Source organism: Bacillus sp. JNUCC-21, assembly GCF_041222765.1.
Taxonomy (GTDB): Bacteria; Bacillota; Bacilli; order Bacillales; family Bacillaceae; genus Bacillus; species Bacillus velezensis.
The window spans coordinates 2,142,035-2,164,296 of record NZ_CP166019.1 but is presented as its reverse complement, the minus strand read 5'-3'; the positions used below and the strand labels follow the sequence as shown (position 1 = coordinate 2,164,296).

Below are 22,262 nucleotides of genomic sequence, written 5' to 3'. Positions count from 1 at the left end.
CTCTTTATTGTATTTACTGTAAAAACAGTAGTATTCGTACAATATTCTGTCTGACATTGAATACGAAAATAACCTAATAAATATTGTAGGGGCTGTATTCTTTAAGTGTTGGGCTAAAGAGCTCGCTCATACGCTCTATGTTTTTTGTTAGCCTGAGAAAATACCCAAATAAAAAAAGAAGCCTCAGAGGACTTCAAAATAATTAATTCTTCTCACATGCAAAGTTGTCATTATCCCGATCCATTTTAGATGTATAAGCAGGGTGAGTGCTTGATACACCATGCGGATATTTCTTTCTCAGCTCTGTGCAGTTTGCAAAGTGTTCTGTTCCTCCAGCAGAAGGGGAGGCTTGAGCAGAGTTAGAAGAGCTGCTTGATGCTGAACCGCTTGAGTTCGATTTATGTGTCTCGGATTGGTGTGTTGTAACTGACTTTTGAGCCGGCTTAGATACACTTACTGATTTCTTCGGTTTCGTTACGCAGCCATTAAATCCTTTATCAGTCGCATATCCATTCTTACTCCAAATCTTCAAGTCTTTATCTTTCGCAGCTTGCTCATCTTTCTTATACGTGTCTAAATACTTCGTGTTTGGCTCATATACATAAGCTACTCGTGCTAATCCTTCTTTAAGCAGTGTTTCTTGTACTGATTTGCCATCTGCATAAACGTAAGCCAGCATTCTGCCATACTTGTCTGTACGATCTCCTTTATCAAACTCCAGTTGAAGTTTTCCCTTGTTAACCAGCTGTTTGTTTCTTGCTGAAGCATCCTCACCATATGGTTGTACGCAAGAGTTTGGGTTCTTAGTTTTAGGCGTGTCAACAAGTAAATAACGAACAGTTTTGACTTCGCCTTTATAGTTAACTTTAATCGTATCCCCATCAACTGTTCTGTTAAGTGTTACATCGACCAGCTTTTTCTTTTTGTCAGACGCCTTTTTATCCGACGAATCCTTCTTTGAAGCATTTTCGGCTTTTTCACTTTTGTCATTTGATTGAGTGTCTGCCTTTGTCTCTTTTGCATCCTTTTCTTCTTGCTCTGTTGTTTTAGCTTGATCTGAATCTGTTTTATCTGTAGAAGCAGAATCAGATCCACACGCAGCCAAAGAAAAGCTTAGAGATAATGCGCCAATACCTAACAGCCATTTCTTCAATGTAATTCCCCCAATTTGTTTGTTCTGTCTCTATATCGGACAAACCTTCCTAATTATAAATATAAAACCAAAGATTGTAAATTCCGTTTTGGCATTTTAGGACACTCAAATACAGTTGTGTGGTAAAATTTAGTGACCTAAACACCTTAGAGGAGGGAAATTTAAATGGAAGAAGGAAAGTTAATTCGCATGACTCTTGATGGGATAAAGGAAGCTGTTTCTAAATACGGAACTTTTCCTATGCTCCAACATGGAGGGCATGTCATGGAAGATGCTGCTTTTCAATTCAGAGACCCAGCCAGTCCTCAAGAAATTAATAGTTTAGAAAAGATGTTAGGGGTAACTTTGCCTAATGATTATAAAGAGTTCCTATTCAATCACAATGGAATGGAAATGTTTAATGGTATTGAGCTTCTTAGTACAGAAGGGATAATTGAATTTAATGAAGTTCAAGACTTCCCTAAGGGATATGTCCTAATTGGGTATCATTATGATGGCAGGTATGTTATTGATGTAAACAAATCAAATAAAGGATTGGGGTATATGTTGCATCTGGATTCAATTGATAATATTGAAGATGCGGTATATTTAGACTCTAACTTTGAGATATGGTTTGACATGTTGGTGTCATCAAATAGAGCTAAATACTGGGAAGTGAAGCCGAAAATCCAAGAGTATTATAAATATATTTCAGAATAGAAAATTTAGATAAGATTAAGTGGGAAGGAGACGTAAATGAAAGTATTTGAAGCAGCCTCGTTCATTTCAGCCGCAGAAAAGCGGGCAAAACAATACGATCAGATTAGAGAACAATTTATCAATCTCAGAAAAGCATTTCAGGGAATGGCTGATTTAGATGACAGTGAGTTTTCAGGCAAAGGCGCCGACAACATTAAAGCATTCTTTCAAGATCACGCCGGTGTCACGGACAGCTGGCTTGATCTGATCGATATGAAAATTGCATTTTTTAACAGTATTTCAGGAAAAGTAGCTGATGCAGGATTGGCTGATTCGTTTGTGGAAGAGTCATTTTTAGAACACGAGCTGTTTCATGCGAAGAATAAATCACAAGCCATCATGCAGGAGCAGCGCAATGAAATGAAAGGTATCCTTGATGAAATCAGCGATATCATTCATCTTGATGTTTTCTCTACAGAAGATGTCGATCAAAAGCTTAAGTCAGCAGATAAAAAAAGGAACGATACCATACATAAACTCGGAAAGCTTGATCATGATCTAACGAAAGAATACGCAGAAACCGAAGCGAACGAACAGTTCATTCAAGCTGACTTTCAGCAACTCCAAAATGCCACGAGTAAGGGGAAAAATGCCACGTCGCTTCGTTACAATACCAAGGCATACAGGGAAAGCGACATACATAAGAAAAAAGGCGAGATTGCAAGACATTCGGATGCTTATCTGACGTTTAAAAAGGAAGAAGCGAAAGAGCGGGAAATCAAGGATCTGAAGAAAAAGCTCGCTGACGGTGTGACCGATCCGGATGAATATTTGGAAATTGCGAAGAAGATCGGCTATGAAAACCTTGAACCTTCCCAGCAGCAATATGTCATTCAGCTTGAACAAGCAAAACAGCTTGAAGAAGCCGGAGAAGTGACTTGGGATATTTTAAAAGGAGCTGGCGTTGGTTTATATGATGTCGGGAAAGACACGGTAACCGGCTTATGGGACTTCATAATCGATCCGGGAGAAACCTTGTCAGCACTGGGGAATGCAGTACTTCATCCTGTTAAAACATATGATGCTGTTTCAGCAGCAATTGAGGAATCATATCAAAAGGATATGGTAAATGGAGATGCGTATTCCAGATCAAGATGGGTTACATATGCGATAGGTACAGTAGTTACCTCTGTAGTAGGCACAAAGGGAGCCGGTTCTCTTACAAAAGCTGACGTAGCAGGAAAAGTCACCTCTAAAGTCAATAAAGCAGGCCAAAAACTGAAAGAGGTCTCAATTGCTGATTTATTGCCTTATAATCCCCGTTACGATGTTGTTCCGGCTAGAGGAGTTCCTTATAATGTATTTAACAGTGAAAATTTAAAGGATCGGTTACTTAGATTAATTGAATCAGCAAATCCTAGAACGGTATTACCAAGGAATAAAGGTCGATGGGAAGGCGCACCTGGTGACGGAAAATGGTATTCCGACATACCTGAAGTAAAAGCAGCGACTAAGGGAGAACCGATTACTTTTAAAGATGGACGTCCTGATTTTACTCCATGGACTGTTGCAAACATTAAGTTTAAGTCTGGTGAATTAAATGGAACGAAAAAAGATTTTAGGCTTGTTTATAAAAAAATTAAAGAGATCAAGGGTTTTAAATCTCAAGCGCAGGCGAAAAAATGGCTGTCACAACAGGGACTTACCCCACACCATTTGGATAGTGTCACAATACAACTAGTGCCTAGTGTGATTAATAACAAAATACCTCATATTGGAGGAGCTTCTGATTTAAGGGGAGGGTATTAGAATGAGTTTCAATAAAATTGAACAAAAGTTAAAAGAATTTACGATAGATACTGAAACAGAATCCAACATTAATACAAACGAGCAACTCAAAGAAATTGAAAGAAATATAGGTAATCAATTGCCTTCCGACTATAAGGATTTTTTGAAGGGATATGGAGGCTGTTATTTAGAAAGTAAAAAAACAACAGATGAAGTTGAGTACGACGTTTGCTATAAACCTATAGAGAAAGATCCTTGGATGGGTAAGGAAGATGATACACAATTACTAGAGAGCTTCTATGGTTTAGCTAACGATCATAACAGTCTCCAAGAAGCAATCAATACTTATTCTGATCGCTTTCCTAGGAATATTATTCCTATAGCAAGCTCGGCAGGTGGTAATGAAATATGTATGGACATCGACAATGAAAAAGTTTTGTTTTGGGATCACGAATTAAGTCAGCCTGATAAAGACTTTTTCCTAATTGCCAATTCGTTTGAGGAGTTTATCCTAAGTTTAGTAGACGAACCAATTGAAACGGATGATAGTGACAGTGATGTGGAAATTGAGATTTTAGACAATGACTTTGGAAAATTGCTCTTTGGTAAGGACAATTAGCTTTTATTTTTAGGAAAAGTATTGCAAAGTTAAGCTCTCAGAAAGAGAGCTTTTTTATTTTCGATAGAAACTAATTATAAAAAGGGAGAGAGGTTATGGATTCGTACCAAATAAAGAAATTAAAACCCGAAGAATACAATAAGTGTAATAATATTTGGGACATGGAAAAGAAAATGGCTAAGGTGTTTTATGACGAATTAGTAAGTGGAAACAGAATTACTTTTATTTACTTCAGTGAATGACGAGTTTATAGGAGAAGGATCGTTAGTTCTTTAAAACAATGACCCAGATTATACCATTCCGGATAATCGCATTTATCTATCTCGTATGATTGTTAAAGAAGGATATCGAAATTGTGGGATAGGTGGTATTATTGTTGATTATTTGATTGATTATGCTAAACAACTTGGAGATAAGGAAATAACACTCGGTGCAGATACAGATAACTTAAACGCAAGGCATCTATATGAAAAGAAGGGTTTTACAACCGTATTATTTTTTTGTGAAGATGAATATGGTGAATATGTAAAACTCCTAAAAGTATTAAAATAAAATTCCCGAGATTATGGTGAATGTGTGGGAGGTTACTTTCACAAACGATGATAGACGGTAACTTAATCTAATTAGATCGTTATTAAGGTGCGGATTAGCATTTATCCTCTCAAAACCAACCCGTAATGAACGAGGATACTGTTGGCTGAGGAATTATTTTTCCATGTATTGTATTTTATGGTATTCTTGGAATGGAAGGAGGAGACAATGAAAAAGAAATTAATTGGGGTCTTGATCATTGTTTGTTTTTCTGTGTTCATGTATGGCGCAGTTACACATTCTTTTAAAAATCAAAAATCCACTGAGGAAGTATTAGAAAGTGCATGGGATGAATTTGGCTTATTTAGCTTTGGAATTGGAGAAACAGACCCAGTCATATCAATTGGTATGGATAAAACAAAAAATGAAGAAGAATTACGGCGCTATCTAAATGACAATTTATCTGAGGAAGCTAAAGAAAAATATAAAGTTAAAATTATTAAAAAGGATATCAATGTTTTAGAAGAACAACATGAAAAGTATTTGGAAAGTGTTGAAGCACATTGATACATTAAAGCTTCTTATCGGCTCTAAATAAAATAACGGTGATATTCAATAAACAAAAGTTTTGTAAATATTCCAATTATTTCATTTAATCTGTTGTAATCAAACTGTGAAATACAAACTGGTTATAGTGTATTTCTTTAATAAGAAATGCATAAAATAAAAAGAGCATGGTGTTGGTCACACCCCGTCAAAAGGCTTGCTCGATGCGGTTTCTTAATAGACCTATCCCTTCAGGTTCTGAGGCTTAAGGGAGGTCTATTTTTTATTTATATACGTCAACAGGGCAATTATAAACGACCCGAATGCAAGCATTAACATTAATGCTTGAAATGTTGACATAAGCATCACCCCCTTTCCATAGGGGATGAGCAAGACTCCCTTGAGTGAGCAAACTTAATGTATAGGAAACATTTATATGTCGTTAAAAACCCATTCAGTTACTAAAACGAAAAGAACCATGTTAGAATCAGGTTCTTTTTTTGTATTTAAGTTAAATACCTCGCCGGAATTACCGATAAATGACATGTGGAATAATACCAAGAGGGTTAAGGAATTGAAAAAAGTGCTTAGTTTAGTAACAATTACACTTCTTGCTGTACAACGATGTTTTCCATTCACACATCGAAAGCAAAAGCAGTTGAAGCAGCACCGCTTTACAGTCTTTAGATTCTTTCCGTCACATCAGACGGCAACAAATTTGCTTGGGAACCCATTACAAACAGCAAACCAAATGCAACAAATGTTTTGAAAGGTGACAAGCTGCATATTAAAGTTCGCTTTATGGGCTATACAAATTCGACCGTCATTAAAGCAAAGGATGGGAGAAATTTGTTATACAAAGGTGAAGCGAACATATACAAATATGACCCTATACTTGGACAAAACAAAGTTGTGATAGGATGGGACAAATACATTGAAATTCCAATGAACGAACTTCCTTCAAATGAGATTCAAGTTGAAGGTCTTGGGAAAAACATGAAAATCATTTATAGCAACGTTGTAAAATTCGAGAGAGGGTGAATGTTATGGAAGGTCTAAATAACTCTTACAATATCACGAAAGATCCGAAGTTTTTAGCGTTTTGCAGTTTAGCGACAGAAGGCGCAGGAATTAGTTCGAATCAGCAATGTTCAATTGGTTTTACTGAATTCAAAGAAGCGCTGGAGAATGGCAAAGTAGTTGATAATAAAAACCTTAAAAGCAGTTCAGAGTTAAATCACCAGTTTGATTACTGGAAGTCCAGAATAACTGGGGGACGAGCTGTAACTGAAACTGATAATCAAGTGCTGGATATCATCAAACAAGCATACAATCTCGGAATGGTTACGAAAGATAATATGCTTTTGAGAAATCAAGCAATTAACGCGTATAAAACATCTATTTAATTTAAAATTAAAGCCCCTTATTCAGGAAGGGGCTTTTGCTTTGCAACTTATTCTTTATGTTTAATCTAAAACCATAAAGTCCTGCACTTTTGTTTCTTCTTCAGGCAAATCAAATTCATTAAGTTTCTTTTTAGTACGGATATCAAAAATCCCCATATAGCCACCAATGCCTTTTTTGTTTTCCTCTTGTGAAATCACATAAAGTTTTTGATCTTTAAACTTTGCATTCATATACGGAAATTTTAAATCGAATTTTTCAAAAGAAAAATCTTTATCGTACTCAAGTAAGCAGGCGTATCCGGATTTATTAATATATGTAACGTAAAATTTGTTGCTTTTTTTGTCGTAATATACAGTGTCCGCTTGTTCAAGATCATCAGGATATTTTATGAAATTTTGATTTCCAGGATCCTTTTTCGATTACAGTTAGTTCATTTTCTGAGCTAGCCACAACATATTTTTCAGAGTGATCAAATACATCTCCATAGGAAGCTAATCCAATCGTTTTAACAATCTCTGCTGTTTTTCTATCAATGACGTACAAAGACATTCCTTGAATGACGTAAATATACTTATCATCGCTTTCTCCCATGGTTACGAGGGAGGGCAAAGTCAGGCTATATTTTTTATTGAACTTTTTATCATTTACTTTCAGTTCATTTCCATTGGTGTCGACATTATAGGCTTTTACAGAAATATCTTCTTCTTGATACCAAAAAGCAAATGGATTGGATAATTTATGTTCTTTAATGGTGTTGTTTTTTAATGTGTAATAATATGGTTCATGTTCAGCTAACAAGACGATATCGTCTGAAGAGGGGGTTTTTTTCTGGATATATGGTATATCCGGTACCTTAAAGTATCGTTTATTGAATTCTTCTCCTTGTAATGTGGATATGAGTACGCTTTTCTTGATGAGTGGATTTGAATAGATAAAAAAGATTTTATCCTCGGTTGGATTAATTTTAGAAGTACTTACAGAGTGTTCACCTTTATTTATAAAGAATGCATTGATCAACAATATAACTATTGCACCAATTAGAACTCCTGAAATCCCATATAAAACATAAGACTTTTTCATATAACGCTCCTTATCTTTTATATAAAATAAAAAGACACTTGCAGAATAAATCTGCAAGTAAAATGATTAGTAGCTAACAGTTTTTGATGAACGATCAATATCTGCAGATGTGACAAGTGCGCCTCCATTACTGTCTAGGTCCGTTCCTTTTGAATTTTTGTATGATTGCCACACAAGTTTAGAGCAATACTATTTATTTGTGCTTTTTTGGTTGCAGCTTTACTACCAAGGACAGCATTGCATAAAGTTTTACAGGTGAACACAGATCATAAAAAACACCCCCTTATATGGGAGTGCCAAAACATTATGCGGTTTGCCCTCGGCGTTCCGCTGAGAAGTCATTATGGTGATCAAGCGCGATGTGGATACTGGCTGTGTGGCCTCTTCGGGCTTCTTTAAAAACTTTGTGGCCGTCAAGAAGATAATGTCCGGCAAACCCAAGTAAAATAACTAAAAAAATAAAAGCAGATGTAAGTTTAAATTTCATAAAGACAATCCCCTCTCTGAATTTGTTTTCGGGCATAAAGCACTTTCTCATAAAAGGCGGTAGCTACTTTATGGTCTTCATTTACATTATAATACATTGCTGCATCAGTCGCTAGGTCTTCCACATCTGAAAGCATAGCTTTTGATTCTAAGTAATCTAAGATTTTAAAAAGTCGGTCTTTGACATTCCCAACGAATAAACCCATAAGAAAATCAAACATTTTTCCTAATACTTCATCGTTCAATTCCTTTGATAGCATAAGACCTTGTTCACAAACCTGTTTTCCCTCAACCATGTTGAACAATTTAAAGTGCGTTTTTGCCAGCATTAGAAGTATGTCAAGCAGTCGGCTAGAATTGTGAAGAGAATTACTTTGATAAATTGAGACGCCTTCTTTAAAATACTCCAATGCTTTCTCCATATTTCCTCTTGTAAATGAGCATAAACCGAGATTGTACAAAGAAGAACCCATTAACCGTGGCATATCAATTTCTTGTGCTTGTTTTAATGCATTTATGAAATGTGGCACTGCTTTTTCTGGATACTCCATGTCTAAATAGTTCAGGCCAATGACAAATGAACATTGAATTACTCTTATTGAGTAAGTTTCGTGCGCTTTGTATGTTTCTATTGCTTGAACAATATGGTGCATAGACATGTGGGTTTGCTTCATGTGATAGTACACTTCAGCTACCTTATAGTGAAATTCAGCTCGCTCTATTTCATCGGGGACAACGGCTAACTTCTTTTCAGCTCGGTTGTAAAAACTTATTGCCTTAAGATATTCGTATTGTTCAAATTCATACATCCCATGAAAAAAGTTAAAATAATATTCAAGAATTCCTTTTAGATCACTTTGTTTACTTTCGATCTTTTCTAATAAGTCTGAAATTTTAGGTCGTTCTTCATTCATGGTTTTTGGTTCAAGATAATCAAGCATTAATTGATGTCTAAAGCACATGAGCGAATAGTACAACAATAAATCTTGATCTTCTTCCATATGCTCTATTTCTTGTTCAACTTCATCCTTTAGAATTTCTGCATCTGCAACACTGAACAATCTTATGTATTTGTACCATTCATTGATTTTTAAGCCAACTTTTGAAGAAGAGATCAATTGCTCCAAAAAAATCACCCTCCTAGCATTTCGTCTGATTATGTAATATTTTATCATAATGTAATAAGTTGGGAAGGGTGTTTTTTCTTATTTATCAATTTAGGTATGAAATGCGAAAAAAATACCCTCCTCGTTAGAGAAGGGTACGTGATCAGTTTGCTGTTGCTTTTAGTAAGGCAAGCCATTCATCTAATGTTCCTGAGAAACCTTGTTGAACGGTTAATTCATATGCTGATTTTCCATCTTTACCGGCAGCACCAGTAGCTCCTTTAGCTCCAGTACTGCCTTTTTCACCTTTTAATGAAGCTAACCATTCAAAAGTGATGAATATTCAAGGCGGGAGTAAGGGAAATTAACAAAAAAATGTGAGGGAATGTAGATGAAACGATTTATCTTGGTTATACCTTTATTGTCTGCTGTTATTGCCTCTCCAACTCAAATGAAAGCAAGTCCAATGCCTTGTAGTGCAGTACTCGAACCGGTAAATCAAAAACTGAAAAATGCGAAGGGTGCGGCACTAATCTATAAAGTGCAGTTATACCCGCCAAGTGCTGCAAGAACGAATATGAGTATTCTTGCTGTCCACCTTCCTCAGCCATCTTCTTATGGAAGCTACGACGGTTATGAAGGATTTGCCGCCAAAACAGGGGAGATCAGTTGGCGATTTAAACTATATCCGACTCCCGAGGAAGAGAGTCCTAATTGGGCTGGAAGGATTGATTCCATATCGGCTGAAATGACAAATGTTAAAGTGCAAGTGCGCCTTTCAAATTCTAAGACGCAAAAGTTGGGGCCAAGTGTATTAACAAACAATATTCAATCTTGCTATTAGAAATGTAGAGTTCTTATCAAAGAGAGCAATGCGACTGGATCTTTTGTAAAGTGTCAAAAAGGTAATTGATCGAGAAATTCTGGTGAAAAATGAAAAAGAGCCCATTAAGATGCAATGTCTGGAGTCAATTCATCATTTGACAGAAGAGAGCCGGCAAAAGTCGATATTGCGTTTGATTTTGTACATAGAAAGACGGCATAAAAAGAAATGGTTAGCTAAAAAAAGGCAAAGAGTCAACGCTCTTTACCATCAGGTGTTTTCCTTAAGCGGTCTGCAATATGCTTAATTAAACTCAGCGCAGCAGTCACTAATCCAATAACTAAAACAATTTCAAGTAAGAGGATAAATCCAAAATTTAAACCGCGACTTTCAAAGTAATCACTGGTAAAAAAGAGGAATTGATAAATTCCAAGCATTAGCACAATAAAGGAAGCGCCTATAATCGCCAGAGACTTTTTAGAGAACTCCTTAGTATGGTTAAAATTATAAACCAATAAGAACAAAAATAGACAAGCCATGGCGATCTTATGAGTCAATGAATCACTTGCTGAGAACCCTTGCACAAGTAAGGAGATAATTAATCCGGTCATTCCGATTATTTTATTCAATATATCACCTGCTTTGTATAAGTATGACCTTAGATGTCAGCTTACCAATTAAAGGTGATATTCTCAACATAATGCAGTTTAAAGTTAACTTAAAATCGTAATTTTAAGAACAAATTTAGAGTGGATCATGACATGCTGTTTATTATGCTGTAAACAAACGCAACAATAAATAATGGATAAGAGATAACAGCAATTAGTTTTGAAGATTTGCTCTTTTTTTCAAATGTGTATATCAGTGCAAATCCTAAAAAGAATATTGTGACAAACCAAGAAGAATAGGACGGGTACAATGCAATAAGTAAGACAATAAGAGTGGATAACGCAAAAGAAGAGTTTAGCGTTATTTTCTGATCGTTTTTCAAATAAACCGCCTCCTTACACATATTCCCCCCCATATAAAAACACTTAAACATTATATTAAGTCAGCATGATTAAATGATAAACATTTTAAGTAAAGAACAAGATAAAGCAATCCGACATTTCAAGGACAAGCTGAACATGTCTGAAAAACTGTACATACCCTTAGTTAATGTAAACTGCTTATAGATAAGCAAAATGATTAAGCGGAAAGGCTGTATAGACTTATAGGACCTTATAATATAAACATTAGATCGCTTAAAGAAGGTGATGTGGTTGATCAGTCAATTGAATATTTCATGATGCAATTGTGCAGTTCTATAATGGTGAAGACCTCGCCGTGTTCCATTTGTCTAGGGGGGAATTTGTTTAAATTCATAAACATGAGGCGTTTTAGTCTGTCATTTCCTAAAACAGTGTTTTATTCTTGTTACAAATATGCAAGAAGGGCGGTTTGAACTTGTATAGAGTGTTTATAATGCTGTTAATTTTGTTATGTATAACATTAGGGTGCCAAAATCAACATAACAAACATTTTATGGAGGCTGAGCAAACTATGGTCGGCTATGTCATTTTAAAAAGAGAGAACCAAGCAATTCTCATACCTAATGAAAAAGCTGATGCTAAAGACTTTAAAAATCTTAGTGAAAAAGAGATTATTGAGAAGTATAGATCGGATATAGTTTTACTGGGACTTAGTCAACTTAACAATAAAGATGACTTGAGCAAAGGACAAAAAATTCGTATTTGGTATAAAAAATTAAATGAATCTTCACCTCCAAAAACAAACATATCAAAATTTAAAATTATTCAGTAAGTGGTATTGTTTCCTAGAAAAACCGCTGCAAAACTAGGGAATGTCATATTGAACAGCAATAATGTCTTCAAACCTCACCTCATCCGCTGATCTTTTCTGTTGACGATGTGTTAAAGCTGATGAGCGCTCAATTGGATACTTAGTGAAGAAGTAACGTTCATTGACGGAGGCTCTATATATGAAGCATTCCTGCTCCAAGGTTTATTTGACGATTCAGATGATGAAAAAGACACATTTATATTTTCAAAGGCTGAATGATAATTAGAGAGTAATTGAAAAAGACCACAGGAGCGGATACCAAGAACATATTTTTGAATTACTGAGTACCGTTAAAATGGTGATGGATGAACTCAACAAAGTCAAATATAAGATTAGCAAATAAGCATCTTGAGTATTATTCAGTTTAAGCACAAGTCTGCATTATTATTTTAAACAAATATTTTAAAAATAAAAAAGAGAGGGAAACCCTCTCAATGCATTAATAATTGTAGTCCCAGTAAACATCGACATTAACTGTTACTTGGGCTGAAGTGTCATTATTATGAGCTCGGATATACAATTGTTTTCCTGTGATGCTTGATGTGTTGACGCTAAATACTTTGTAAAATTGTTCTCTTGAATAATTTCCTCCGCTCGGTCTAACAGTAGAAACTACAGTTCCATCTGACTTTACTAATTCATACGTCACATCCGCAGAGGCACTGCCCGTTGCGCCTGATTCTTGGAATCCCATCAGAGAGATCTTGGTTACATTGTTTGGTGTGAAGCTGCTGACTACAGTCTTCCATGAGTCTGGCCCTGTTCTAGCTAGATTGACTTTGCCTACACCGTTTTTGCGATCTGTGCCAGTTTTTAAAACATGGAAGCTATCAGTATTTGTTAAAGCTTCAAGATTACTGTGAGGCAGGGAAGCTGGCTCACTTTTAGCAGCAGCGTTCGCAGAAGCAGCTGCACCAGTAAGACCGATAGTTGAAACTAATAAAGCAATTGCTGTTTTTTTCATTAAAAGCATCTCCCTTGGTTTAGGTATGTAATACAACTATATTATAACAATTAATTTTGAAATAAATGGAGAATGTTGTGAATATATGGTGAATTTTCTGAATGGAGTGTAAATTTCTTCGGTGAAAATTTTAAGGAGGCGGTTAGTTGGAAACAAAAGATACAAGAATGATGGTTAAAGAAGGAGATAAAGATTTCGGAATTGCGGAATATTTGTGTTGACGAGGCTGCTGCTGCATTAAAGAAGTACGGGTAAATGAACTGATAATATGGAAGGAATGAACACTTGATGAACCGAAAATATCGAAGGCAGGTCTGAGGAAATTCGCAAAAGGGTGGATATAGCTGCGGATTTTGAATGGTTTAGAGAGCCAGAGAATAAAGTTTATGTCGTACATATAAATGATTTCCTTATGTATAAGAACATAGCTGAAAATCAATTAACACATACCTATATAAAAAGTAAAGCAAGTACAAAACACCGATTTCATCTTTGATGAAATCGGTACTGAACGCTGGATAAAGAAAAAAGTTAACCATACATTTGAACAAGCTTGCGAGGCTTTGATAAAGAAAGAACAGTCAAGAGACGAACCATTACATACATATAATACTCCTGTGAAAGCGGGGGTGTAGTTTTGGAACCTTACCAACGTTATGAGGAATTAAAGAAGAAAACAATAAAGGTTGTCCATAAAGATAATTACAGTATCCGTTATATAGATCAGGATGAAGCGAGTAATGACTTAGATGAATTTTATAAACAATTTGCTCAGCATTTATTGGAGGCTGCTTTGGAAAGGAGTGCAAAGTAAGCTTCTTTTTTTGATTTGTTGTAGTAAGTATCTTAATAAACGGCTTTATCGGTACTGATATTAATCACATGCGTCACCTCTTGCAGCAAAGCGGCTTCGGCGACATTTTGTCCGCCGATAAGGTTGGTTTGAATGGCTTCAAAGGGATTATCCTCACATGTCGGAACCTGCTTCAGCGCAGCTGTGTGAAAGACAATATCAACACCTTTCATCACTTGGTTGACTCTTCTGTAGTCACGAACATCGCCGAGCACAAACGACAGTCTTTGTTCATCCGCGTATTTTTGTTTCATCACATATTGTTTGCTGTCATCTTTGCTGAACACAATGACTTCTTTAGGGGTTAAGAGCAAAAGGCGTTTTACTATTTGGCTTCCGATTGATCCTGTCCCGCCTGTGACGAGAACAGTTTTATCGTGAAAAAACGGTTGTAGCTCTACTGCTTGCTGTTTAGGCATGGCTTATCCTCCAACTCTCGTTTCTCTACCATGCATCATATGTTGAACAATTTCAGCGAGTTAATGAAAGAAACCAATAAATCAAAAATTAGAGAAAAACATTAATCTGATGCGCTTTCATATCGCTTTACCCGATTAATAGAATAGAAATCACAAATAAAACATTGTACTAAATGTTCATTTTAAATATTTGCTCACGTCAATTCTTTCTCTTCATAAATTCTCACATGCGGACAATCTTCACAAAAACTTAACACTGACATTCCTGTATGTATTTTACAATTGAAGTACACTTTCATAAAAGGAGGAAGGAAAATGAATCATTCAAAAACACTTTTGTTAACCGCGGCAGCCGGATTGATGCTCACATGCGGTGCGGTTTCTTCCCAGGCCAAGCATAAGCTGTCTGATCCTTATCATTTTACCGTGAATGCGGCGGCGGAAACGGAACCGGTTGATACAGCAGGTGATGCAGCTGATGATCCTGCGATTTGGCTGGACCCCAAGAATCCTCAGAACAGCAAATTGATCACAACCAATAAAAAATCAGGCTTAGTCGTGTACAGCCTAGAGGGAAAGATGCTTCATTCCTATCCTACCGGGAAGCTGAACAATGTTGATATCCGCTATGATTTTCCGTTGAACGGAAAAAAAGTCGATATTGCGGCGGCATCCAATCGGTCTGAAGGAAAGAATACCATTGAGATTTACGCCATTGACGGGAAAAACGGCACATTACAAAGCATTACGAACCCAGACCGCCCGATTGCGTCAGCAATTGATGAAGTATACGGTTTCAGCTTGTACCACAGTCAAAAAACAGGAAAATATTACGCGATGGTGACAGGGAAAGAAGGCGAATTTGAACAATACGAATTAAATGCTGATAAAAATGGATACATATCCGGCAAAAAGGTAAGGGCGTTTAAAATGAATTCTCAGACAGAAGGGATGGCAGCAGACGATGAATACGGCAGTCTTTATATCGCAGAAGAAGATGAGGCCATCTGGAAGTTCAGCGCTGAGCCGGACAGCGGCAGTAACGGAACGGTTATCGATCGTGCCGACGGCAGGCATTTAACCCCTGATATTGAAGGACTGACGATTTACTACGCTGCTGACGGGAAAGGTTATCTGCTTGCATCAAGCCAGGGTAACAGCAGCTACGCGATTTATGAAAGACAGGGACAGAACAAATATGTTGCGGACTTTCAGATAACAGACGGGTCTGAGACAGACGGCACAAGCGATACAGACGGAATTGACGTTCTGGGTTTCGGGCTGGGACCTGAATATCCGTTCGGCCTTTTTGTCGCACAGGACGGAGAAAATATAGATCACGGCCAAAAGGCCAATCAAAATTTTAAAATGGTGCCTTGGGAAAGAATCGCTGATAAAATCGGCTTTCACCCGCAGGTCAATAAACAGGTTGACCCGAGAAAACTGACTGACAGAAGCGGAAAATAAACATGAAAAAAGCAGCTTATCCAAGCTGCTTTTTGATGTGAAGAGCGTTTCATGAGAAAGTCTTGGAACGGATAGCCGCAAGCACAGCCGGAAGCTGGTCATACGTGTACGCTGGTACTGTCTCTTGATAATTAAGCGCCGCGATTTGTTTACGTTCACCCGGGTTTGTCATATAAAAATGGATTTTATCCGCAAAATCCGCAAGCCCGCTGTAAGAAACAAAGGATGAAAACGGGGGCGCGGGAGAAAGGTCTGTCAGCTGAAAGGCCTGACAAGCCGCAATGTCTAAGCTTCTCGTATTTAAACTGATATTTTCGATGCCGCGTCCGTTCTGATTGAGCGCAAACCGATAAGAACGGTGAGGGTTTAAGACCACGTCTGCGCTGTTGTAATATAATGCGGCACGTTCGGGTGCAATCCATTCATCCATTACGAGCACATTTTGCTGCCTGGCGATTTTTTTAGGCAGATGTCTGCACCATCCCTTCCCGATGATACGAAGCGTATACGGAAGCTTCGCCGCTGCTTTCACCAGTTCAACGCGGTTCGGGTACGGGTATCCGATCAGAAGCAGATTTGTGTGAAGAGAAGCTTCAGCAGGTTGTTTCTTAAAAAGCCGCTGATTAACGGGGATCGGGACATAATATACGTGCTGTAAGCCCATTTGCCGGTAAGCATCAAGCGCGTTTTGTTCTATCGTTAAAACGACATCGGCGAAAGGGGCGATTGTCATGCTCACATCGAAATAAAAAGGATCTTCCGTCATCCATAGATAAACGGGAATCTGTTCTGTCTTCAGCCATTGAAGCCATTCAGACGGAATACGGTCTCCCGTCATCATCAGACTGATGTCTGGTTTGAATGCCCGTATACTGCGGATGGTATCTTCCTCAAACTCAGAAACAGAAAAAAAGCGGACGGAAGACTGTAAAAAGCCTTCCTCGATCCAGCGGTCAAAATACGTGTATATGCCTTTATATCCTGAACGGATATATAAAACGTTCATATGCTGTTACGAAGTGAACGTGACACTTTCAACTTTGTCGACGTCAAGCAATGTTGTAGCAGAGCCTGCCGGTGTAACGGAATTTTCCTGCGTAACAAAAACGATTCCGTGAATTTCGTCAAAGGCAACAAATTGAACCGGGCCGATCATGTCTCCTGAATCCATCACAATGCTGATGACAGTGCCGGGCTGAATTCTTGCAAATATCCATCTCGCCGCTAATGAAATACCGCTTCCCAATACAGATTGTGCGCTGAGACTGTCTTTCGCCGCTGCTTCATCTACTTTTGCATCAATTGCCGCTTCCAATAATTCTTTTACGCTGTTTTTCACGTTATCTCCTCCATCTGTAACGCCAGATAAAGCGCTGTTGTCAAATACAGGGGCTAAAAGAGTTTTCAATAAGTTCTTTTTAAGCTCCAAACGATCTTCGCTCATGCGGACATACACCTCCTTTAACAATTTCAACCTCACGTTTATTCATATTCCTGATTGAAGAGATTGGTATAAGTCGAATGCCGTTTTGCTTGTGTTTTTTTCAATATTTAATCAAACAGCTGAATTTTCGAATCAGGCTTTGTTTGCCTATGCGGTTTGTAAGAGTATGACATACGTTGTATAGATTAAAAAATGAAGGAGAGGAATACTTTGGATTCAGAAGAAACTGTAAAACACGGGGGTTTTGAGGAGGAATTTCAGCTCGTACTGCTTCTTCTTCTTTTGTTATCCCGTCAGCCGTCCGGAGATCATTCAGATTTGCGGCGTCAGCTTGTAATGGCAAAAGAGCTTGGGGTTCCTGTATCACGCGTCAATCTGATTAACGGCAGCACACTGCAAAACGTAATTGTCAAAGAAGTGCTGTCAGATTTGGCCGTTTTTCAAAATCCGCTCAATCATACGAGATCAAACGTCGCGATTTCAAGCATCGTCAGCTGGGGTGCTTTTTAATAACGGATATCAGGCTCTGTCTCTTTCGGAGCCGTTTTTTATGTTTTACAGAAGGGGTGATGGGATGGAAAAGAAGATCTCAATTATCTTAACGAGTTACAACAAACCGGATCTTGTGAAACAGGCGATTGAAAGTGTTTTGCATCAGACCTACAGCAATTGGGAGCTGTTTGTGATGGATGATCATTCAAATGAAGAAACCTCGGCTGCCATCAGTACGTATATAAAAGATCCTCGCATATATTATGACAACAGTTTTATCAATCCTGCCGAACGGCTGAAGTCGACCCGGTATGCCGTTTTGATTAATGATGCGCTTTCACGGGCTAAAGGCGAATACATCACTTATTTGACAGACGACACCGTATTTCATCCGGATAGGCTCAGCCGCATGGCGGAAGCGCTTAATCAATACAGCGAGTTTGATGCCGTCTATTCCAGCCAGAAGGTGATACATGTAAACGGGCGCGGAACAGAACAATTCCACTTCTATCGTTTTGCTGAAGAGGTGCTTGATCAGGCCGCTTTTCTCGTTGATCACTGTTCAGTGATGCACCGGAGATCATTGCTTGAGCGTGTGAAAGAGAAGTTCGGCAGCTTTTGGGACGAAGATGTTATGCATTGGAATCACGGAGACTCTGTTTTTTGGAGCAGGCTCAACACATTTACATCATTTCTGCCGATAAAAGAAGTGTTGGATACGACCTATAAAACACCCCACTCATTTCAGAACACGTATCAATCGCTTCCGTCTGTCCTGATCGACGGATCCTTTGTAAAGGGGACGGATCAGAAAGTATATCAGCTTGACCGAAATAAAAGGAAGCCTGTAAACGAGCGCTGGCATACGTTATATGAAGGCCGAACCGTCGTCATTCCGGATCCGTTTTTATTTCAATATGAGGAAGAGAACTCCGTCAGTATTCCGAATTTTCAGCTCGTCAGGGATCAGTTTCATGTTTATTTTATAGAAGACGGGGAGAAAAGACTGGTTGATCATAGCGCATTTCGCTTTTACCGATTTAAACGGCATGACATCCCGGCTTTAGAACGGGACGAAATACAAGCGCTTCCGGACGGTCCGCCGATCAGCCGGGGGACATCGGGCTGTATTCAACATCTGCCCGGGAGAATGCTGTTTCGCATTGAACGGGAATTTTATGTTTATTTGAGAGGGGTTCTCCATCCGATCAGTCATGACGTAGCGAAACGTTTTTTTGCGAATCAGAAGGCGATACCCATTTCCTTTCAGCAAATTAAACAATTACCAATTGGAATGCCGTTCTATCCGGTGTACGATGAAATTATGAGAAATCTCAATATAACAAAAGGTTGAGAGATGCAGTTGGATGTGTAAGGAAAAGGAGAGCTTTTATGACCGATCAATTTGATAAAACCGAGAAGCAGTATATAGAGCTTACTTCCGGCATTCAGAGGTTCGAGCATTTCAGTGTATATACGGACCCTTTTTTGCCGCAGATTTTTTCGCATAACTTTGTTCAGCTGCACCGTACATTTCCGTTAGACAAACTGCTGCCGTTTTTTTCGTCCGTTCCGGGCTTGCTTCAAGCCAATTATATTCATGTGAAAGCGGCTCCGGAGCACGCGTTTCCGCTTCTTCTGAAACAAAATCTCGTAAAGCAGGGCTGCGTAGTGGAAGATGAGCTGTTTTTTGCAAGGAAACTGGAAAATGGGGACCTGCAGGCGGGACACCCGCTCACTGCTTGGGGGACGGAAAAAAGCCTCGCCGACGGGTCGTCTATTATGAACATCTATGACGCCCTTTACATTGGCGAGGCGGCGGCCGAACAAAAGCTTGAGCGGAAATATCCTTTGTATAAGGACGGAACGGTCATGCTTGTTGTGTGCTACAGCGACGCCTCGCAAACGATTCCGATCGGCTGCGGAGAGCTTTTCATCAACAAAGCAGATAAAACCGCAAAAATAGAAGAAGTCGCAATTCTGGATCAATTCCAACGAAAAGGCTACGGATCGATATTGATGAATGAGCTGATGGCGGCGGCAAAGCTGAACGGCATGGAAACCGTATACCTTGTGACGTCCGGGATGGACGGTGTAAACCGCTTTTATGAAAAACTCGGCTTCAAAAGATTTCGGCGCGTGCATACAATTTTTCATTATTTTCTTACATAGTTGGGCATTCGCATAAACCAATTGGGAGTTGGCCCGCATACAATGCCGTATATCGTAAGAAGAAAGGATGATTTGCGTATGTACGGATACGGATATGGCTACGGTTGCGGCAGTTTTGGCTATGGTTACGGGCACGGCGGCTGCGGAGGCGGAACCAGCACTTTTGTGCTGATCGTGGTATTGTTTATTTTATTAATCATCGTCGGTGCGGCTTTTATTTGTTAGACTGAAAAAAATCCTATAATGAAAATCAGCCTGCAGAGAACATCACTTTCTGCAGGCTTTTTGTTATATCCATGCTGAAAAATCAGCTTGAAAAACATTTTAATACATATTACCTTTCTGGAGAAGGGGGCGAAAATGTGAACTTAACGATTGAAGAATTACCTGAATCCAGAATTGCTTATTTCCGAAACGTCGGAGAGTATGGCGGAAAGCAAAACAAAGAACTGATGGAGTCATTTAAAAACTGGGCGCAATTGAATGGTCTGCTTGATCATTCTGTCATTTTAGCAATTCCGCAAGATCATCCGAATCGTACTCCTAAAGAGAAATGCCGCTATGATGTTTGTCTTGTTATCAATCAAGACCATGTGCCTGAACCAGCCCGGATCGGTACATTTTCCGGAGGGAAGTATGCTGTTTTCTTGCTTGATCATACAAAAGAAGCAGTCAGTGGATTTTGGAACATTGTTTTTTCCGAGATCGAAAAAAATAATTTATCAATCAGAGAGCAGCCCATTATCGAAAGGTATACTTTACAAAAGGTGAATCATCATTTGTGTGAAATATTGATTCCCATACAGTAAAGAAGACGGGAATTTTCCGCCCTCTGCTTATACTGATTCAGATCAAAAATGATGTGATGATGAGCTGAGCAAAGAATAAAATCAACAATAGGAATAGAATTTCCAGAACGCTCTTCAGGCTGTCGCGACATCTCCGGCAGCCTGTTTTACAGAAAGGTATTTTCTGCAAAAAACTTTCTGAAGGATAAGAATGCGGTTATTCATCTGTTCATACAATGAAGCAAATGGGTTTTCGAGGTGGAAAGATATGGGGAGCTATTTAATCAAACCGGAGCTTGACGCAAATTATCCGTCAGTCAGTCATGGAAAGGGATCATATGTGTATGATCAGGAGGGGAACAAGTATCTTGACGGAGCATCGGGGGCGGTCACTTGCAATATCGGCCACGGCACGGAGGATATTATACAAGCTTTAAAAGAGCAGCTTGACTCTGTTTCGTTTGTGTATCGCTCGCAATTCACCAGTACTCCGGCAGAAGAACTCGCTTTATTTCTGGCGGATCATCTGCCGGGCGGGCTGAATTGGTCATTTTTTGTAAACAGCGGATCAGAGGCAGTCGAAACAGCGATGAAAATAGCCGTTCAATATTGGCAGGAAAAAGGGCAATACCAAAAATCCGTCTTCCTATCAAGATGGGGCAGTTACCACGGCATTACTTTGGGAGCGCTTTCATTATCGGGGTTCTACGAACGGAGATACCGCTTCACCCAGTTGATCGAACGGTTTCCTGCCGTTTCAGCGCCTAATATGTATCGTTCAGAGCTGCAGGGAGAGGAATTTGTGAAAGCTGCGGCGGCTGAACTGGAAACGGCTGTTCAACGGATCGGTTCCTCATTTATCGCGGGATTTGTCGCAGAACCGATTGTCGGAGCAGCCGGGGCGGCCATCACTCCGCCGGCAGGTTATTATGAAGCGCTTGAGGAGGTCTGCCGCCGGCACGGTATTTTGTTTATCGCGGATGAAGTCATGACGGGGCTCGGGAGAACAGGGCGGATGCTTGCTTCTGAGCATTGGGGGATCGCACCTGATATCGCGGTGCTCGGAAAAGGGTTAGGCGCCGGTTACGCTCCGATTGCGGCAGCCGTTGCTTCTGATGACATCATTGAAACGATCAAGCGGGGCTCCGGGGTCATTATGAGCGGACATACGTACAGTGCCAACCCATACTGTGCTAGAGCGGCGCTTGAAGTGCTTCGCTATGTTAAGAAACACGATCTGCTTCGGCAGTCAGAGGAGAAAGGCGTAATGCTGAAGCGGAAATTAGAAGAAATCAAAGAGCGCAGCGGGGTGATTGGGGATGTCCGCGGTAAAGGCCTCCTGATCGGGGTTGAATTCGTTAAGGATAAAACGACGAAGGACGTTTTTTCGAAAAAACAGGCCTTCACCGAAAAAATCATTAAAGCGGCAAAAAAACGGGGCCTGCTTATTTACCCTGCAAAGCCCGGTATTGACAGCGGAGAAGGAGACGCCGTCATCATCGCCCCGCCGTTCACGATTTCATATGCCGAGCTGGATGAGCTGTCAGATCTATTTTCACAGGCCGCAGAAGAAGTTGAAAAAATGATGAAGAAGGATTGAGCTG

Annotated in this window: 27 protein-coding genes and 3 pseudogenes; 19 read left to right on the top strand and 11 right to left on the bottom strand. The window is 39.2% G+C overall.

The genetic code is table 11. The features are described 5' to 3' along the window. Positions 1–202: 202 nt before the first annotated feature. The gene (locus tag JNUCC21_RS10510) at positions 203–1,153 is read right to left on the bottom strand and encodes a thermonuclease family protein (RefSeq protein ID WP_072589182.1); all 951 of its coding nucleotides are present in this window, start codon (positions 1,151–1,153) and stop codon (positions 203–205) included. A 264-nt stretch (positions 1,154–1,417) separates the two neighbouring features. Between JNUCC21_RS10510 and JNUCC21_RS10505 the strand changes: the two genes are divergently transcribed. The 5 genes from JNUCC21_RS10505 to JNUCC21_RS10485 all read left to right on the top strand — a co-directional run bounded on the left by JNUCC21_RS10505 (position 1,418) and on the right by JNUCC21_RS10485 (position 5,336). Next, a complete protein-coding gene (locus JNUCC21_RS10505; protein ID WP_369878822.1) occupies positions 1,418–1,852 on the top strand; it encodes an SMI1/KNR4 family protein in 435 nt (144 codons plus the stop codon). A gap of 36 nt (positions 1,853–1,888) precedes the next feature. Continuing rightward, the gene (locus JNUCC21_RS10500) at positions 1,889–3,640 is read left to right on the top strand and encodes a T7SS effector LXG polymorphic toxin (protein ID WP_218791235.1); all 1,752 of its coding nucleotides are present in this window, start codon (positions 1,889–1,891) and stop codon (positions 3,638–3,640) included. A gap of 1 nt (position 3,641) precedes the next feature. Continuing rightward, positions 3,642–4,238 (top strand): SMI1/KNR4 family protein, encoded by a 597-nt coding sequence (locus JNUCC21_RS10495; protein WP_007407917.1) that lies wholly within the window; start codon positions 3,642–3,644, stop codon positions 4,236–4,238. A 327-nt stretch (positions 4,239–4,565) separates the two neighbouring features. Further along, positions 4,566–4,790, top strand: a complete 225-nt coding sequence (locus JNUCC21_RS10490; RefSeq protein ID WP_232603425.1) for an N-acetyltransferase — start codon at positions 4,566–4,568, stop codon at positions 4,788–4,790. Positions 4,791–4,997: 207 nt separating this feature from the next. Next, positions 4,998–5,336, top strand: a complete 339-nt coding sequence (locus JNUCC21_RS10485; protein WP_122504082.1) for a hypothetical protein — start codon at positions 4,998–5,000, stop codon at positions 5,334–5,336. Between the two features lie 255 nt (positions 5,337–5,591). Here the strand turns inward: JNUCC21_RS10485 and JNUCC21_RS10480 are convergent, their stop codons facing one another. Continuing rightward, entirely contained in the window at positions 5,592–5,681 is a 90-nt protein-coding gene (locus JNUCC21_RS10480; RefSeq protein WP_076982784.1) for a putative holin-like toxin, read from the bottom strand. A gap of 321 nt (positions 5,682–6,002) precedes the next feature. Here JNUCC21_RS10480 and JNUCC21_RS10475 point away from each other — a divergent pair, with 321 nt between their 5' ends. Together JNUCC21_RS10475 and JNUCC21_RS10470 are read left to right on the top strand one after the other, a co-directional pair. Then, positions 6,003–6,356, top strand: coding sequence for a DUF4879 domain-containing protein (locus JNUCC21_RS10475; RefSeq protein WP_164504870.1), 354 nt, complete (start codon positions 6,003–6,005; stop codon positions 6,354–6,356). Positions 6,357–6,361: 5 nt separating this feature from the next. Continuing rightward, positions 6,362–6,721, top strand: coding sequence for a hypothetical protein (locus JNUCC21_RS10470; RefSeq protein WP_045926142.1), 360 nt, complete (start codon positions 6,362–6,364; stop codon positions 6,719–6,721). A 60-nt stretch (positions 6,722–6,781) separates the two neighbouring features. Here the strand turns inward: JNUCC21_RS10470 and JNUCC21_RS10465 are convergent. From JNUCC21_RS10465 to JNUCC21_RS10455, 3 genes and pseudogenes are all read right to left on the bottom strand, one after another. After that, a pseudogene (locus JNUCC21_RS10465) lies at positions 6,782–7,802 on the bottom strand (hypothetical protein). 304 nt (positions 7,803–8,106) lie between these two features. After that, positions 8,107–8,289, bottom strand: a complete 183-nt coding sequence (locus JNUCC21_RS10460) for a hypothetical protein (RefSeq protein ID WP_015240046.1) — start codon at positions 8,287–8,289, stop codon at positions 8,107–8,109. Then, on the bottom strand, positions 8,279–9,415 hold the full coding sequence (locus JNUCC21_RS10455; protein WP_369878099.1) for an aspartate phosphatase: 1,137 nt from the start codon (positions 9,413–9,415) through the stop codon (positions 8,279–8,281). Before JNUCC21_RS10455 ends, JNUCC21_RS10460 begins: the two co-directional genes overlap by 11 nt. A gap of 370 nt (positions 9,416–9,785) precedes the next feature. Here JNUCC21_RS10455 and JNUCC21_RS10450 point away from each other — a divergent pair, with 370 nt between their 5' ends. Next, on the top strand, positions 9,786–10,238 hold the full coding sequence (locus JNUCC21_RS10450) for a hypothetical protein (protein WP_369878098.1): 453 nt from the start codon (positions 9,786–9,788) through the stop codon (positions 10,236–10,238). Positions 10,239–10,376: 138 nt separating this feature from the next. Continuing rightward, positions 10,377–10,455, top strand: a pseudogene (locus JNUCC21_RS10445) (hypothetical protein); the annotation flags it as partial. 16 nt (positions 10,456–10,471) lie between these two features. Here JNUCC21_RS10445 and JNUCC21_RS10440 read toward each other — a convergent pair. Together JNUCC21_RS10440 and JNUCC21_RS10435 are read right to left on the bottom strand one after the other, a co-directional pair. Further along, entirely contained in the window at positions 10,472–10,846 is a 375-nt protein-coding gene (locus tag JNUCC21_RS10440) for a YoqO family protein (protein ID WP_015417664.1), read from the bottom strand. Between the two features lie 125 nt (positions 10,847–10,971). Continuing rightward, a complete protein-coding gene (locus JNUCC21_RS10435; RefSeq protein ID WP_015240043.1) occupies positions 10,972–11,208 on the bottom strand; it encodes a hypothetical protein in 237 nt (78 codons plus the stop codon). 551 nt (positions 11,209–11,759) lie between these two features. Here JNUCC21_RS10435 and JNUCC21_RS10430 point away from each other — a divergent pair. Beyond that, a complete protein-coding gene (locus JNUCC21_RS10430) occupies positions 11,760–12,020 on the top strand; it encodes a DUF3221 domain-containing protein (protein ID WP_225307329.1) in 261 nt (86 codons plus the stop codon). 478 nt (positions 12,021–12,498) lie between these two features. Here the strand turns inward: JNUCC21_RS10430 and JNUCC21_RS10425 are convergent, their stop codons facing one another. Next, positions 12,499–13,023: a hypothetical protein gene (locus JNUCC21_RS10425; RefSeq protein WP_025284882.1), complete on the bottom strand. Its 525-nt coding sequence runs from the start codon at positions 13,021–13,023 to the stop codon at positions 12,499–12,501. Between the two features lie 361 nt (positions 13,024–13,384). Between JNUCC21_RS10425 and JNUCC21_RS10420 the strand changes: the two are divergent. Together JNUCC21_RS10420 and sprB are read left to right on the top strand one after the other, a co-directional pair. Next, positions 13,385–13,658: pseudogene (locus JNUCC21_RS10420) on the top strand (hypothetical protein); the annotation flags it as partial. A 2-nt stretch (positions 13,659–13,660) separates the two neighbouring features. After that, positions 13,661–13,837, top strand: coding sequence for a recombination directionality factor SprB (gene sprB, locus JNUCC21_RS10415; protein ID WP_132104996.1), 177 nt, complete (start codon positions 13,661–13,663; stop codon positions 13,835–13,837). 32 nt (positions 13,838–13,869) lie between these two features. Here the strand turns inward: sprB and JNUCC21_RS10410 are convergent, their stop codons facing one another. After that, a complete protein-coding gene (locus JNUCC21_RS10410; RefSeq protein WP_003153663.1) occupies positions 13,870–14,295 on the bottom strand; it encodes an SDR family NAD(P)-dependent oxidoreductase in 426 nt (141 codons plus the stop codon). Positions 14,296–14,610: 315 nt separating this feature from the next. On the opposite strand from JNUCC21_RS10410, the gene phyC reads away from it, so the two are divergent. After that, on the top strand, positions 14,611–15,762 hold the full coding sequence (gene phyC / locus JNUCC21_RS10405; protein ID WP_025284881.1) for a 3-phytase: 1,152 nt from the start codon (positions 14,611–14,613) through the stop codon (positions 15,760–15,762). Between the two features lie 49 nt (positions 15,763–15,811). On the opposite strand, the gene JNUCC21_RS10400 is transcribed toward phyC, so the two are convergent. Together JNUCC21_RS10400 and JNUCC21_RS10395 are read right to left on the bottom strand one after the other, a co-directional pair. Continuing rightward, positions 15,812–16,768, bottom strand: a complete 957-nt coding sequence (locus JNUCC21_RS10400) for a DUF3880 domain-containing protein (protein ID WP_369878097.1) — start codon at positions 16,766–16,768, stop codon at positions 15,812–15,814. A gap of 6 nt (positions 16,769–16,774) precedes the next feature. Further along, complete coding sequence (locus tag JNUCC21_RS10395; protein ID WP_015417658.1) at positions 16,775–17,206, bottom strand: hypothetical protein; 432 nt, start codon at positions 17,204–17,206, stop codon at positions 16,775–16,777. A gap of 210 nt (positions 17,207–17,416) precedes the next feature. Here JNUCC21_RS10395 and cgeC point away from each other — a divergent pair, with 210 nt between their 5' ends. The 6 genes from cgeC (at position 17,417) to JNUCC21_RS10365 (ending at position 22,258) form a co-directional block, all read left to right on the top strand. Continuing rightward, a complete protein-coding gene (gene cgeC / locus JNUCC21_RS10390; protein ID WP_012117782.1) occupies positions 17,417–17,716 on the top strand; it encodes a spore maturation protein CgeC in 300 nt (99 codons plus the stop codon). A gap of 64 nt (positions 17,717–17,780) precedes the next feature. After that, a complete protein-coding gene (locus tag JNUCC21_RS10385) occupies positions 17,781–19,052 on the top strand; it encodes a glycosyltransferase family 2 protein (RefSeq protein WP_369878096.1) in 1,272 nt (423 codons plus the stop codon). 38 nt (positions 19,053–19,090) lie between these two features. After that, on the top strand, positions 19,091–19,870 hold the full coding sequence (locus tag JNUCC21_RS10380; RefSeq protein ID WP_015240038.1) for a GNAT family N-acetyltransferase: 780 nt from the start codon (positions 19,091–19,093) through the stop codon (positions 19,868–19,870). 78 nt (positions 19,871–19,948) lie between these two features. Next, complete coding sequence (locus tag JNUCC21_RS10375; protein WP_014418145.1) at positions 19,949–20,095, top strand: YjcZ family sporulation protein; 147 nt, start codon at positions 19,949–19,951, stop codon at positions 20,093–20,095. Between the two features lie 137 nt (positions 20,096–20,232). Next, positions 20,233–20,679: a GyrI-like domain-containing protein gene (locus JNUCC21_RS10370; RefSeq protein ID WP_326243768.1), complete on the top strand. Its 447-nt coding sequence runs from the start codon at positions 20,233–20,235 to the stop codon at positions 20,677–20,679. Positions 20,680–20,926: 247 nt separating this feature from the next. Further along, complete coding sequence (locus JNUCC21_RS10365) at positions 20,927–22,258, top strand: aspartate aminotransferase family protein (RefSeq protein WP_015417655.1); 1,332 nt, start codon at positions 20,927–20,929, stop codon at positions 22,256–22,258. The last annotated feature ends 4 nt before the right edge of the window (positions 22,259–22,262 follow it).